Source organism: Xanthomonas arboricola pv. guizotiae, from assembly GCF_002940205.1.
GTDB lineage: Bacteria > Pseudomonadota > Gammaproteobacteria > Xanthomonadales > Xanthomonadaceae > Xanthomonas > Xanthomonas arboricola_C.
In genome coordinates this window covers 25000-37734 of record NZ_MDSK01000014.1, presented here as the reverse complement: position 1 = coordinate 37734, position 12735 = coordinate 25000, and the positions used below count along the sequence as shown (strand labels likewise).

Sequence of the window (12735 nt, the reverse complement as noted above, 5' to 3'; positions counted from 1 at the left end):
CGGCGTGGGCCTGCACGGGCCGCGGCGAGGGAAGTCGGCGGCAGGTGGACGCCAGCCGCAGGCATGGGCGATGGCGCTAGCAAAATGCTGATATTCGCCAGCAGACCGGCCGATTCAAGCAACCTGGTAGCCGATCCGCAAGCGCCGCCGCATTCCTGCCGACCATGACCTAAGAGGCATTGCCGCAGCCGCTGCGGATGCGTAGGGTCGCGCTACTCAACTTGCGGATCCGCCCCATGAAACCACTCGTTCTCGCCGTTGCGCTGGCGCTCGCTGCTTCGCTGCCATTGCAGGCACAGACCGGTAACACCGCGCAGGCCCAAGCTGCAACGCCGGCCTGGGTGCAGACCAGCAACGGCTATGCACAGATCCTGCTGAACGCGCAGGCGCCGTTCCAGCCCGAATACGCCAGCTTCTTCGGCGTGCCCGGCTACGACGATCAGGTCGTCGATTTTGGCCCGGACAACGCCGCGCGCTATCGCGATGCCATGCGCAAGGCGCGCGCCACGCTGCAGACCAAGCTGGCCACCGAGCGCGACGTCGACGTGCGCCAGGACCTGCAGATCATGATCGGCGCGGCCGAGCAGAACATCGAAGGCAGCGAGCTCAACGAGCGCTACCTGCTGCCCTGGAGCGACGCTCCGGAACTGGTGTTCAGTGGCCTCAACGGCCTGCTCTCCGACCAGACCGTGCCCGAGCGCCGCGCCAAGGCGCTGGACCGCCTCAAGCGCTACGTCGGGCTGGTGCCGGGCAGCACGCCCACCACCACGCTGGCGCGCCAGCGCTACGAGGAAAAGCTGGGCAACAAGGCGCTGCTGCAGCCCACCCAGCGCGAAGTGGAGCAGGCGCTGGCCAATGTGGATACGTACGTGGCCGGCATCGGCGAGCTGTTCGCCAAATACAGGATTGCTGGCGCCGACGAAGCGCTCAAGGCGATGTCCACGCAACTGAAGGACTACGCCGCCTGGACCCGCAGCACCGTGCTGCCCAAGGCGCGCAAGGACACCCGCCTGCCCGAGCCGCTGTATGCCTACCAGCTCAAGCAGGTCGGTATCGACATCGCCCCGCAGCAGCTCATCCAGCGCGCGCAACTGGAGTTCATGGAAACCCGCTCGGCCATGCGCCAGCTGGCCCCGCTGGTGGCCAAGGCCAAGGGCGTGCAGGGCAGCGATTACGTGGAGGTGATCCGCGCGCTCAAGGGCAACAAGATTGCCGACGACCAGCTGGAAACCCACTACCGCGGCGTGATCGACCAGATCGACCCGATCATCCGCAAGCAGCGCATCGTCGATGTGCCCAACCGCCCGATGCAGATGCGCCTGGGCAGCGCCGCCGAAAGCGCGGCGCAGCCGGCCCCGCATTTCCTGCCGGCTCCATTGATCGGCAACACCGGCCAGCAGGGCCAGTTCGTACTGCCGCTGGGCAACCCGACCGCCGACGGCGCCAAGAAGGAGCAGTACGACGACTTCAACTTCGGCTCGGCCGCCTGGACGCTCAGCGCCCACGAAGGTCGCCCCGGCCACGAACTGCAGTTCACCGCCATGGTCGAACGCGGCGTCTCGCTGGCGCGCAGCATGTTCGCCTTCAACTCGGTCAACGTCGAAGGCTGGGCGCTGTATGCCGAAGCCGAAATGGTGCCTTACGAACCGCTCGACGGCCAGCTGATCGCCCTGCAGTTCCGCCTGCTGCGCGCCGCCCGCGCCATGCTCGACCCGATGCTCAACCTGGGCCTGATCGACCGCGAACGCGCACGCCAGGTACTGGAAGACGACGTCGGCCTCTCGCCCGCCATGACCCGCCAGGAACTGGACCGCTACACGGTCCGCGCCCCCGGCCAGGCCGGCAGCTACTTCTACGGCTACACCCGCATCCTCGAACTGCGCATGCGCACCGAACTGGCCCTGGGCAAGAAGTTCGACCGCCTCGCGTTCAACAACTTCCTGCTCGACCAGGGCCTGCTGCCGCCGGATCAGCTGGCCAAGGCGGTGGAGACGCAGTTCATTCCCGCACAGGACAAATAGAGACGGAGCGCCTGCAGGATTCAGTGCGCCTTGGCCTTGTGTTGCTCGATACTCCGGCGAACTCTCCGCTAGCCGGGGTATTGACTGCTTTGGTACCTGAGCATTGAAAGGTTAGGCAGTCGATGGAGATGCGTTTGCGCAGATATTCGTCAACGCGTCTTCGTCAACATCGCCTCTGGATTAGCGAGGCGAGATTTCTGTTTCATACCGCGCAGGTTGGAATCAATGCTTGAACGGCACCATGTCCGCAGGCTTTTTGCCCGTCCACTCGCCCGTCTTGTTCGCCTTCGGGCAGACACTTACGTACTGGAAATACGCCGTGAAGGCACGTTGTGACCAGCCTTTGCAGTAATTCGTATCCGCAGTCGTCGGAAACGGGCAATAGGGCGCAACGGGCTCTATGGTGGCCTGGATTGGGTCCAGCGGTGCCCAGTGGTGGTCAGGGTCCGCACAGCCGTCTGAGCAGAAAAGGAAAGGATCGTTCATGCGGCATACCAGCGTCACGCCCTTGGTCTGCGCCGTCGCCTGTCCAGCAAAGCATCCCGCCAACATCAACATCCCTATCCAGCTTTTCATGGCTATTCCTTAGGTGATTGAGATCAAGGGTTGCGCTTTGCCAAGTGCGAGTGATGTCTTGCGAATTAGCAGCAACCCTTTAGTGAACCATCGCCTGGCCGGCTCAACCTGTCTGCCGACGAAGGATACTGCATCCGATTTGGCGTTTCACTACAACCCGGCCCAGGGCGCTTTGTGACTAAAAAGCGTCAACAAAAGGGCCAGCCCCGTCCGGTGCTTGAGTGATGCTGGTCGAAAGCGCCCGAATCCAAGTCGAGCGGTTTACTGGCCAGGCGGCGAGCGAGCGGCATCGCTGGCCCCCGCCGGCACCCAGATCGCCATGCCCGCCGCACGCTTCTGGGTGGTCGGGATGCCGATGCCCAGGCCGCCGCCGACGCGGCCGCCGTAGCTGCCGCCGCCCACCGACAGGCCGCCGCCGGAGCGCTCGGAGCCCACGCCGACGATGACCACGCCGTTGGCGCCGAGCTTGGCGGCTTCGCGCTTGAGCCGTTGCACGGCCGCATCGGTCTGGCCCTGGGTGCCGAAACCGGCTGCGCTGGTGGATTCGAGCTGGGCGATCTCCACCGAGCCGGCCGGTGCATTGGAATACACCTGCACCTGTGCCGGGTCGATCGGCGCGCGCGCCTGGCCCAGCATCACCTTGGAACTGCTGGCGCAACCGGCCAGCAAGGCAACGGTGGCTGCCGCGATGGCGGCATTCCTGATCAGCGATTGCATGTACATGGTGGGACCCCCTGTGGGTAATGGCAACGATGATCCGGCGCCCGGACTGAATCGCTCTGGACTTTGCCGCACCCTAGCCATGCCCACGTGAGGCTACCGCCAAGCCGCCATTGGTCAGGGTGACCATCTGCCCACAGCGCCTTGGCGGGCGCGGCGCTAAGCTCGGGGCTTCTTTGAATGGCGAGGTGGCACGTGGGATTGATCAGCCTGCTGTGGGGCATTGTGGCGCTGCTGTGGATGATGCTGGCCTTCATCCCGTTGCTGGGCTGGGGCAACTGGTTCCTGATCCCGTTTGCGGCGTTGGGCGCGCTGATCGCGGCGATCGCGCTGCTGTTCACCTCGGCCGGCAATCGCGGACGTGCCAAGACCGGTCTGCTGCTCAACGGCCTGGTGATCGTGGTCGGGGTGATCCGCCTGAGCCTGGGCGGCGGCGTGATCTAGGGCGCGGCATTGCCTTCGAGGCAGGCCCTGCGATCTGGAACTGCCGGCGGCGGCAACCGATGAAGGTGATCGGCGCGCGCCGCCGCCATCCGGATGAATTCCCCGCATGGTGAGCCGATTCCGTTGCTCAACGGGATCGCGCTTGGATTGATCGCAGCGTGATCAGGCCCGTTGCACCGCTGCGACACTGCGTCGCAGCGCGTTCGGCGGCGGGTCGCGGGCGTAAACTTGCGGGCTGCTGACAGGAGCCCACGATGGCCCATCCCCATTACCGTCCCCGCCGCATGCGCCACGATGCGTTTTCGCGCCGTTTGATGCGCGAAAACACGCTGACCACCGATGATTTGATCTGGCCGGTGTTCGTACATGAGTTGTCCGGCCGCGCGCCCATTGCGTCGATGCCGGGCGTCGAACGCCTGTCGCTGGACGAATTGCTGCGCGAGGCGGAGAACGCCCTGGAACTGGGCATTCCGGTGATCGACCTGTTCCCGGTGATCGACCCGGCCGGCAAGAGCCTGGACGCGGCCGAGGCCTGGAATCCGGACGGCCTGGCGCAGCGTGCGGTACGTGCGCTGAAAGCGCGGTTTCCCGAACTCGGCATCATGACCGACGTGGCGCTGGACCCGTACACCACGCACGGCCAGGACGGCATCATCGATGCCAAGGGCTATGTGCTCAACGAGATCACCGTCGAGGCGCTGGTCAGGCAGTCGCTGTCGCATGCCGAAGCCGGTGTGGACATCATCTCGCCGTCGGACATGATGGATGGCCGCATCGGTGCGATCCGCCGCGCGCTGGATGCGCAGGACCATCTCAACGTGCGCATCATGGCCTATTCGGCCAAGTACGCCTCGGCGTTCTACGGCCCGTTCCGCGATGCGGTGGGCAGTGCCGGCAATCTGGGCAAGGCCGACAAGACCACCTATCAGATGGACCCGGCCAACAGCGACGAGGCCATGCGCGAGATCGCGCTGGACCTGGAGGAGGGCGCGGACATGGTGATGGTCAAGCCGGGCATGCCGTATCTGGATGTGGTGCGGCGGGTGAAGCAGGAATTCCGCGTGCCCACCTTCGCCTATCAGGTCAGCGGCGAGTACGCCATGCTCAAGGCCGCCGCCGCCAATGGCTGGCTGGACGAACGCAGGTGCGTGCTGGAAGCGCTGATGGCGTTCAAGCGCGCCGGCGCCGATGGCGTGTTGACCTATTTCGCACCGCAGGTGGCGCGTTGGTTGCGGGAAGGCTGAGTGCGCTGAGGCGGTGCTGTGACGCCCTCCAGGCCGCAATCGGCGCTTGCAGGCTTGGCGCGATTCGAACACCGCAATGATCCCGCAGGCCGTGGTCTCTCCCGGCCTGCGCTGCGTGCGGCGCGCTGAGGACTGCCGGACGAACAAGGATCGTGCAGCGCAGGTAGCTTTTGATCGCTCTGCTTCCCGCGGATCGGCGGGTGTCGGTGTTGCTGCAACGATCGAGTGACGCCGCAGCTGCAGCGCGATCGCTTTGCGGCAGTGGCGTGAGCCTCGCAAACCCGCGCAAACTGCGATAACGATTCTCATCTACAATAGCGAGCCCACTGTTCGAGGCTGCGCGCGCGTGCTCAAGACCGGCCTGTTCCAATTGCACTGGCTGCTCGGCATCACGGCCGGCCTGGTGCTGTCGGTGATGGGGCTGACCGGCGCGTCGATGTCGTTCGAAAACGAGATCGTGCGGCTGGCCAATCCGGCCATCGCGCAGCTGGCCCAGCGGCATGCGGCAGGCGAGCGGCCATTGCCGGTGGATGTGCTGCTGCGTCGGCTGGACCTGGATCAGCAACAGGCGGTCACCCGCATGCTGATCGATCCGACCGGCCAGCGTCCGTCCACCGCACGCCTGGCCGGCAAGGGGGGCGGCCGGGTGTATTTCGATCCGTATACCGGCGACAGAGTCGCCGCTCCGCGGCTGAGCGGCGCGTTTGCCTTCATCGAGGACCTGCATCGCCATCTGACCGCCGGCAAGCGTGGCCAGGCGGTGACCGGTGCGAGCACCCTGATCCTGCTGTTCTTCTGCGCTTCCGGCCTGTATCTGCGTTGGCCGAGACGCTGGTGGAGTCTGCGCACCTGGTGGGCGGTGGAATGGCGGCGGCAGGGGCGCAGTTTTCTGTGGAGCCTGCACGCGGTGTTCGGCACCTGGTGTCTGCTGGTGTATCTGCTGGTGGCGCTGACCGGGCTGACCTGGTCCTACAACTGGTATCGCGACGGCATGGTGGCCTTGCTCGGCACCGAGCCGGCGATGCGTGGCGACGGGCGCGATCACCGCCCGGCCACGGTGGACTTCGCGGCCGTGCAGCGCACCCTGGATGCCATCCCGGCCACGCACAGCACGGCACTGGACCTGCGTATCCCGCCGCGTGCCGGGCAACCGCTGAGCGTGCGGTTCCTGCCCGACCATCCCGATCACGATCGCGCCTACGACAATCTGGAGATCGAGCCGGGCAGCGGTGCGTTGCTGCGTCGCCAGGACTATGCACTGCTGCCGCGCGGCCAGCAGTTGCTGGTCAGCATGTTTCCGCTGCACTCGGGCAGCTTCTTCGGGCTGCCGGGCCGCATCGTGGTGATGCTGGCCAGTGTCGGCATGTCGGTGTTCTTCGTGACCGGCTGGATGCTGTACCTGGATCGCCGCCGCAAGAAGCGCGCACTGCGCGCCGCGCGCGATGTCCTGCATGGTGCCCCGGCGGCCTCGCAGGCCGAGCCGTGGTTGATCGGGTTCGCCAGCCAGAGCGGGTTTGCCGAACGGCTGGCCTGGCAGGCGGCCGGGCACCTGCAGGCGGCCGGCCTGCCAGTGCAGGTGCGCTCGCTGGCACAGCTCACCGCGCAGCATCTGCAGGGCACCCGGCATGCCTTGTTCGTGGTCAGCACCTTTGGCGATGGCGAGCCGCCCGATACCGCACGCAGCTTCGAGCGCGAGCTGTTGCGTCAGCGCATGACGCTGTCGCAGCTGACCTATGCCGTGCTGGCCCTGGGCGACCGCCAGTACGCGCAGTTCTGCGGGTTTTCCCGACGCATCGAACAGTGGCTGCAGGCGCAGGGCGCGCAGTCGTTGTTTCCGCCAGTGGAGATGGACAACACCGATCCGCAGGCCCTGGCGCAATGGCATGCGCAATTGGCGCAGATTGCCGGTGCGCCGGTGGCCGCGGTGCCGCTGGCACGCCCGACGCTGCTGCACTGGACATTGTCGGCGCGCACGCATCTCAACCCGGGCAGCGAGGGCGCACCGATCTGGCAGATCGATCTGCTGCCACCGCCCGGTACGCAATGGCAGGCCGGCGACATTCTCGAAGTGCAGCCGGCGCACGCCTACACGCATGTGCGCGCGTGCCTGGCCGCCTGGGGACTGCCGCCCGACGCGCTGGTGCATGTCGATGCGCAGTTGCTGCCGCTGCAGCAGGCCGTCGCCGAGCGCGTGCTGCCGGAGCCGCCCACGCGCCCGCCAATGCCGCATCCGGATCCGCAGACCTGGCTGGACGCCTGCGCCTGGCTGCCGACCCGCGACTATTCGCTGGCCAGCGTGCCGGCCGATGGCGTTGCGACCGCAGTGGTGCGCCTGACCACAGGTGCCGACGGCAGCCCCGGCCTGGGCTCGGGCTGGCTGATCTGCCACGCACCCGTCGGTGGGCAGATACGCGCGCGGTTGCGTACCAATCCCGGCTTCCATCGCATCGAACAGGCACCGATGGTGTTGATCGGCAACGGCACCGGTATCGCCGGCTTGCGCAGTCTGCTGCGCGAGGCCGAGCTGGCCGGCGTGCATGGACATTGGCTGCTGTTCGGCGAACGGCAGGCCGCGCACGATGGTCTGTTTGCCGAGGAACTCCAGGCCTGGCATGCGCGTGGCCATCTGCAGCAGCTGGACCGTGTGTTCTCGCGCGACCAGGCGCACAAGCGCTACGTGCAGCATCACTTGCGCGAGACCGGCGACACCTTGCGCCACTGGATCGATCGCGGTGCGGTGATCCATGTCTGCGGCAGCCTGGACAGCATGGCGCGTGAGGTCGATGCCACGCTGCGCCAATTGCTGGGCGAGACGCGGCTGGAGTCGCTGACCGCAGCGGGCCGTTATCGGCGCGATGTGTATTGAACGCGGTCATCGCCACTGCATCGCTGCGTTGGCGTGAAGTCGTATCCCGGGCAGCCCCTGGCAAGAGTCTGCGCATCCACGCACCCTCAACGGCAGCTCGTATCCCCCTCCACCGCCGGCGCCTTCATCCGGTAGATGTCCAGCTGCCCCGCACGTGGCGCGCGCGCGCTGCCGGTCACCAGCAACTCGCCCGGCTTGGCCGTATCCACCACCGCACCGAAGGTGCGTTCCCGCGGCCCGTTGAACGACAGCGGCAATGCCTGGCCCACGCGGTAATGGCCGTCGTTGCAGGTCGCCAGCAATAACTGGCTGGGACCATCCTGCCGGCCGCGGGCCCAGACCAGTCCCCGTCCATCGCCAAGCCAGGCCGCATCCAGTTCGTCGGCAGCGCTGTTGATGGCGCTCAACGCCACCGGCGCGATGAACGCCTGCCCGTCCCAGCGCGCCACGAACATGTCCATGCCGCCGGCGCCGCCGTGGCCGTTGCTGGCGAACAGCAGGCGGGTGCCGTCCAGCGACAGTGTCGGGGAACGCTCGTCGCCGCGGCTGTTGATCGCCGCGCCCAGCGATTGCACCGTACCGATCCGGCCCTGCGCATCCACCGGCGCGCGATACAGGTCGGCGCCGCCGGCACCGCCATGGCGAGTGGAGGCAAACAGCAGCCAGCGGCCATCGGCACTGAACAGCGGGGAGGTCTCGTCCTGCGCGGTGTTGATCGGCAGCACGTCTGCGTCCTGCCAGCGCCCGCCGCTCAACCGGGCCTGCCACAGATCCCAGCCCCCGCTGCCGCCGGCGCGGTCGCTGGCCCAGACGATGCGTTGCCCGTCCGGACTCAGCGTGGCGCGCGCTTCGTTGGCCGGCGTGGAGACCACGCCCATGCCTTCGATGCCGAATTCGGCAAGCCCCGACGCGGCCGGGACGCAGAGTAAACTTGCCGCCAGCGCGAGCAGTGTCCATCGAAGTTGCATGCGGGGTTCCTGCCTCAAGTCGCGCACAGTCTAGTCAACCAGAGAGCGTTTCATGCCCGTATCCCGTTATGCCGTGTTCGGTCACCCCGTCGCCCATTCGCTGTCGCCGGCCATCCATGCCGACTTCGGGAAGCAGACCGGCATCGCGCTGGACTACACCGCCATCGACGCACCGCCGGAGGCGTTCACTGCCGCGCTGGAGCGCTTCGCCGACGAAGGCGGCAAGGGCGCAAACGTGACCCTGCCGCTGAAGGAAGCCGCCTGTGCGTTGTCGGCCAGCCTGAGCGATCGCGCGCGTCTGGCCGGCGCGGTCAACACGCTGGTGCGCAACGACGGCCAGTGGCAGGGCGACAACACCGATGGCGCCGGCCTGGTGCGCGACCTCACCGACCGCTACGGGCTGGATCTGCGCGGCCGCCGTGTGCTGCTGCTCGGCGCCGGCGGTGCCGCGCGCGGCGTGGCGCCGGCGCTGCTGGAAGCGGGCATCACCGAGATGGTGGTGGTGAACCGCTCGCCCGAGCGTGCCGACGCCTTGTGCGATGCGCTCGGCGAGCCGGGGCGGGTGGTCTCGCGCTACATCGAAGACCTGCGCGACCTGGGCGACTTCGAACTGATCGTCAACGCCACTGCGGCTGGACGCGATCGCGACGCCGGTGCGTTCGCCATGCCGCTGGGCCTGGTCAACAGCCTCACCGCGGCGGTCGATCTCAATTACGGCGCCACCGCCATCGCCTTCCTGGCCTGGGCACGCGCGGCGCAATGCCGCTACGCCGTCGATGGCCTGGGCATGCTGGTGGAGCAGGCCGCCGAGAGTTTCGCGCTGTGGCACGGCGTGCGCCCGGACACCGACCCGGTCTACGCCGCGCTGCGCGCGCGCGAGGCCGTTCTGGTCAGTGCCGACTGAGGTGGGCAGCGTCACCGCCACCGATATCCTGCTGACCCTGGTCAGCAGCCTGCTGTCGCGCGTGCCGATGCTGATCGCGTTGCTGCTCGGGCTGGTTCTGCTGTGGCGTGCCTCGCAAAGTCCTTTGCGGCGTGCCGGGCTGGCCGCGCTCTGGCTGCTGCTGGGCTGCCTGTTTGCCGAGGTTGCCTTTCAGGCGATTCCGATGCTGTTGCTGCAGCAAGGCAATGTGCGTCAGATCAGCATGGTGGTCAGCATCGCCCACTTCGTGCTGATGGCGGTGCAAGGCGTGGGCATTGGCGTGCTGGTGTGGACGCTGGCAGGCAGCCTGCAACGCATGCCGCCCGCCGCCGGCCCGCGCCCATGATTCCGCTCAAAGCCATCGCGCTGGTGGTGGTGGGGCTGGTCAGTGCCGGGCAGGGCGGGTGGACGCTGCTGCATCCGCAGGCGCTGGCTGCGGTCAATCGCGGCGGCCTGCTGTATGAACGCTTCGGGCCCACTGGCGTGGGCGCCGGCATGTTGCTGATGGGTGTCGCAATGGTGGTCATCGGGCTGGTCTGGGCGCGCCATGCATGGCCGCCGCGGACGCAAGGCCGCTGACAGCGTGGAGCGACGCTGCCTGCTCGTTGCAGGCAGGGCAGGGTGATTGGGTCGGCATCCATTGCGCGACCCTTCGGGTCAGAACTTGCGGCCAGTGCCCGCCGGCGATGATCGGATCCGACGCATGCAGTGGCCGTGCAGCGTGCGCACCCGTGACCAGGCTGGCGGTGGCGCCGCCCCGCGCCAGCAACCACGTTCAGCCGAGTGCCACGCCGGTCGCAGGCGCTGCGCCGGTCCGTGCGAAAACAGCGCGATGAATGAAGTCGCCCCACCGGCCGCGCCGTCGGCGCCGGTTCCCACCCAGCGTGTTCTGACCGACCCGATCAAGGCCGGCATCCGCGAGGCCTACGCCAAGCTGCAGGCCAACACGCCCGGCTTTGCCACACGGCGGGCGCAGAGCCAGATGATCGGCCTGGTCTCGCGCGCGCTGGCCACCTCCGGCGGCATCGGCATTGCCGAGGCGCCCACCGGTGTCGGCAAGAGCCTGGGCTATCTCACCGCCGGCGTGCCGATCGCCCTGGCCACCAAGAAGAAGCTGGTGATCAGCACCGGCACCGTGGCGCTGCAGTCGCAGTTGGTGGAGCGCGACATCCCGGCCTTCCTCAAGGCCACCGGGCTGCAAGCCACGGTCGCGCTGGCCAAGGGCCGCACCCGCTACCTGTGCACGCGCAACGCTGCCGAGCTGCAGGGCGAAACCAGCCAGGAAGGCATGTTCGACGACGAGCAGGTGCTCTACGACCGCCCGCTCAGCCCGGCCGACGCGGATCTGGCCAAGCGCCTGGCCACGGCCTACGCCGAGCGCAGCTGGAACGGCGATCTGGACGATGCGCCCGAGCAGGTCTCGGTGCCGCTGCGCCTGCGCATCACCACGCCGGCCTCCGGCTGTGCCGGCCGCCGCTGCAGCTACGCCGCGCAATGCCCGGTGCTGAAGGCGCGCACCGACTTGCGCGAAGCGCAGATTGTGGTCACCAACCATGCATTGCTGCTGTCGTCGCTGTCGCTGGGCGATGCCGAGAATGGCCAGCCCTTGATCGCCCCGCCCGCCGACATGCTGCTGGTGCTCGACGAAGGCCATCACATCGCCGGCGTGGCGATCGACCAGGGCGCCGCAAGCCTGCCGTTGGACGAGATGGCCAAACGCACCGGACGGTTGCAGATCCTCATCGCCGCTGCCTACCGCGCGGTGGACAAGGACAAGATCGGCAACCTGTTGCCCAACGAGGCCATCGAGGTGGCTGCGCGCGTGTCCAAGCTGCTCAAGGCTTTCCACGCCGAGGTCGAACGCGTGTGGAAGCCCGAGCCCGGCGAGCGCGATCCCTTGTGGCGTGCGGCCAACGGCAAGCTGCCGCCGCAATGGGGCCCGGCGATCGAAGAGCTTGGCGAAGAAACCCGCGCGTTGTTCAACTGGGTGCATGCCGCGCACAGCGCGATTGCCAAGGGCAAGCAGGACGACTCGGCGCGCGAACGCCTGCAGCGCAGCCTTGGCCTGGCCCTGGAGATGGCCGAGCAGCAACACAATCTGTGGAGCGGCTGGCGGCGCGAAGACAAGGAAGGTCAGCCGCCGATGGCGCGCTGGATCACCCTCTCGCGCGACGGCGATCTGATCTGCCATTGCTCGCCGGTGTCGGCCGCGCAGGTGCTGCGCACGATGATCTGGAACGAGGTGGATTCGGTGGTGATGACCTCGGCCACGCTCACCGGTGGCGGCGATTTCCAATCCTTCGCCATCGACAACGGCCTGCCCGATCACGCCGAGATGGCCTCGCTGGCCTCGCCGTTCGATCTACCGAATCAGGCCGAATTGATCGTGCCCAATTTCCCGGTCACCCCAGACGATCGCGAAGGCCACCCGAAGGAAGTCGCACGTTACCTGGTGCGCGAACTCGACTGGACTTCCAAAGGCAGCATCGTGCTGTTCACCTCGCGCTGGAAGATGGAAAAGGTCGCCGACCTGATGCCGCTGGCGCAGCGCAATCGCGTGCTGGTGCAGGGCGAGGGCAACAAGTCGCAGCTGATCACCGAACACCTGCGCCGTATCGCCGCCGGCGAGGGCTCGGTGCTGTTCGGTTTGAACTCCTTCGGCGAGGGCCTGGATCTGCCCGGCGATGCCTGCACCACCGTGGTCATCACCCAGGTGCCGTTCGCGGTGCCGACCGACCCGCAGACCTCGACCCTGAGCGAATGGCTGGAAAGTCGCGGCCACAACGCCTTCAACCTGATCGCCATCCCGCACGCGCTGCGCACGCTCACGCAGTTTGCAGGCCGCTTGATCCGCAGTTCCAGCGACCACGGCCGCGTGATCATCCTCGACTCGCGCCTGCTGACGCGCCGCTACGGCAAACGCATCATCGACGCGTTGCCACCGTTCAAGCGGGTGATCGGCTAGTCCAGGGCA

At 67.3% G+C, this 12735-nt stretch carries 11 protein-coding genes; 8 read left to right on the top strand and 3 right to left on the bottom strand.

Annotated elements, in window-relative coordinates; all coding sequences use genetic code 11:
- Positions 1 to 236 precede the first annotated feature (236 nt).
- Positions 237 to 2021, top strand: coding sequence for a DUF885 domain-containing protein (locus XarbCFBP7408_RS10530; protein ID WP_181106446.1), 1785 nt, complete (start codon positions 237 to 239; stop codon positions 2019 to 2021).
- Between the two features lie 222 nt (positions 2022 to 2243).
- Here the strand turns inward: XarbCFBP7408_RS10530 and XarbCFBP7408_RS10525 are convergent, their stop codons facing one another.
- Positions 2244 to 2597 carry a hypothetical protein gene (locus XarbCFBP7408_RS10525; RefSeq protein WP_104562899.1) on the bottom strand — a complete coding sequence of 118 codons (354 nt, stop codon included), beginning with the start codon at positions 2595 to 2597 and terminating at the stop codon, positions 2244 to 2246.
- Between the two features lie 261 nt (positions 2598 to 2858).
- Positions 2859 to 3320: a hypothetical protein gene (locus XarbCFBP7408_RS10520; protein WP_104562898.1), complete on the bottom strand. Its 462-nt coding sequence runs from the start codon at positions 3318 to 3320 to the stop codon at positions 2859 to 2861.
- 198 nt (positions 3321 to 3518) lie between these two features.
- On the opposite strand from XarbCFBP7408_RS10520, the gene XarbCFBP7408_RS10515 reads away from it, so the two are divergent.
- The 3 genes from XarbCFBP7408_RS10515 (at position 3519) to XarbCFBP7408_RS10505 (ending at position 7871) form a co-directional block, all read left to right on the top strand.
- Complete coding sequence (locus XarbCFBP7408_RS10515; RefSeq protein ID WP_181106462.1) at positions 3519 to 3761, top strand: hypothetical protein; 243 nt, start codon at positions 3519 to 3521, stop codon at positions 3759 to 3761.
- Positions 3762 to 4015: 254 nt separating this feature from the next.
- A complete protein-coding gene (hemB, locus tag XarbCFBP7408_RS10510; RefSeq protein ID WP_104562897.1) occupies positions 4016 to 5005 on the top strand; it encodes a porphobilinogen synthase in 990 nt (329 codons plus the stop codon).
- A 346-nt stretch (positions 5006 to 5351) separates the two neighbouring features.
- Entirely contained in the window at positions 5352 to 7871 is a 2520-nt protein-coding gene (locus XarbCFBP7408_RS10505; protein WP_104562896.1) for a PepSY domain-containing protein, read from the top strand.
- An 86-nt stretch (positions 7872 to 7957) separates the two neighbouring features.
- Here the strand turns inward: XarbCFBP7408_RS10505 and XarbCFBP7408_RS10500 are convergent, their stop codons facing one another.
- A complete protein-coding gene (locus XarbCFBP7408_RS10500; protein WP_104562895.1) occupies positions 7958 to 8839 on the bottom strand; it encodes a TolB family protein in 882 nt (293 codons plus the stop codon).
- Between the two features lie 52 nt (positions 8840 to 8891).
- Here XarbCFBP7408_RS10500 and aroE point away from each other — a divergent pair, with 52 nt between their 5' ends.
- From aroE to dinG, 4 genes are all read left to right on the top strand, one after another.
- Entirely contained in the window at positions 8892 to 9743 is an 852-nt protein-coding gene (aroE, locus tag XarbCFBP7408_RS10495; protein ID WP_104562894.1) for a shikimate dehydrogenase, read from the top strand.
- Complete coding sequence (locus tag XarbCFBP7408_RS10490) at positions 9733 to 10107, top strand: hypothetical protein (RefSeq protein ID WP_181106448.1); 375 nt, start codon at positions 9733 to 9735, stop codon at positions 10105 to 10107. Before aroE ends, XarbCFBP7408_RS10490 begins: the two co-directional genes overlap by 11 nt.
- Complete coding sequence (locus XarbCFBP7408_RS10485) at positions 10104 to 10340, top strand: hypothetical protein (RefSeq protein WP_024939078.1); 237 nt, start codon at positions 10104 to 10106, stop codon at positions 10338 to 10340. The genes XarbCFBP7408_RS10490 and XarbCFBP7408_RS10485 overlap by 4 nt, the downstream gene beginning before the upstream one ends.
- A gap of 253 nt (positions 10341 to 10593) precedes the next feature.
- Positions 10594 to 12726: an ATP-dependent DNA helicase DinG gene (gene dinG / locus XarbCFBP7408_RS10480; RefSeq protein WP_104562893.1), complete on the top strand. Its 2133-nt coding sequence runs from the start codon at positions 10594 to 10596 to the stop codon at positions 12724 to 12726.
- The last annotated feature ends 9 nt before the right edge of the window (positions 12727 to 12735 follow it).

Excerpts from the sequence above, each read along its gene's own strand:
- XarbCFBP7408_RS10530 (WP_181106446.1), top strand. The coding sequence starts at position 237 with ATGAAACCACTCGTTCTCGCCGTTGCGCTGGCGCTCGCTGCTTCGCTG.
- XarbCFBP7408_RS10525 (WP_104562899.1), bottom strand. The coding sequence starts at position 2,597 with ATGAAAAGCTGGATAGGGATGTTGATGTTGGCGGGATGCTTTGCTGGA.
- XarbCFBP7408_RS10520 (WP_104562898.1), bottom strand. The coding sequence starts at position 3,320 with ATGTACATGCAATCGCTGATCAGGAATGCCGCCATCGCGGCAGCCACC.
- hemB (WP_104562897.1), top strand. The coding sequence starts at position 4,016 with ATGGCCCATCCCCATTACCGTCCCCGCCGCATGCGCCACGATGCGTTT.
- XarbCFBP7408_RS10500 (WP_104562895.1), bottom strand. The coding sequence starts at position 8,839 with ATGCAACTTCGATGGACACTGCTCGCGCTGGCGGCAAGTTTACTCTGC.
- aroE (WP_104562894.1), top strand. The coding sequence starts at position 8,892 with ATGCCCGTATCCCGTTATGCCGTGTTCGGTCACCCCGTCGCCCATTCG.
- XarbCFBP7408_RS10485 (WP_024939078.1), top strand. The coding sequence starts at position 10,104 with ATGATTCCGCTCAAAGCCATCGCGCTGGTGGTGGTGGGGCTGGTCAGT.
- dinG (WP_104562893.1), top strand. The coding sequence starts at position 10,594 with ATGAATGAAGTCGCCCCACCGGCCGCGCCGTCGGCGCCGGTTCCCACC.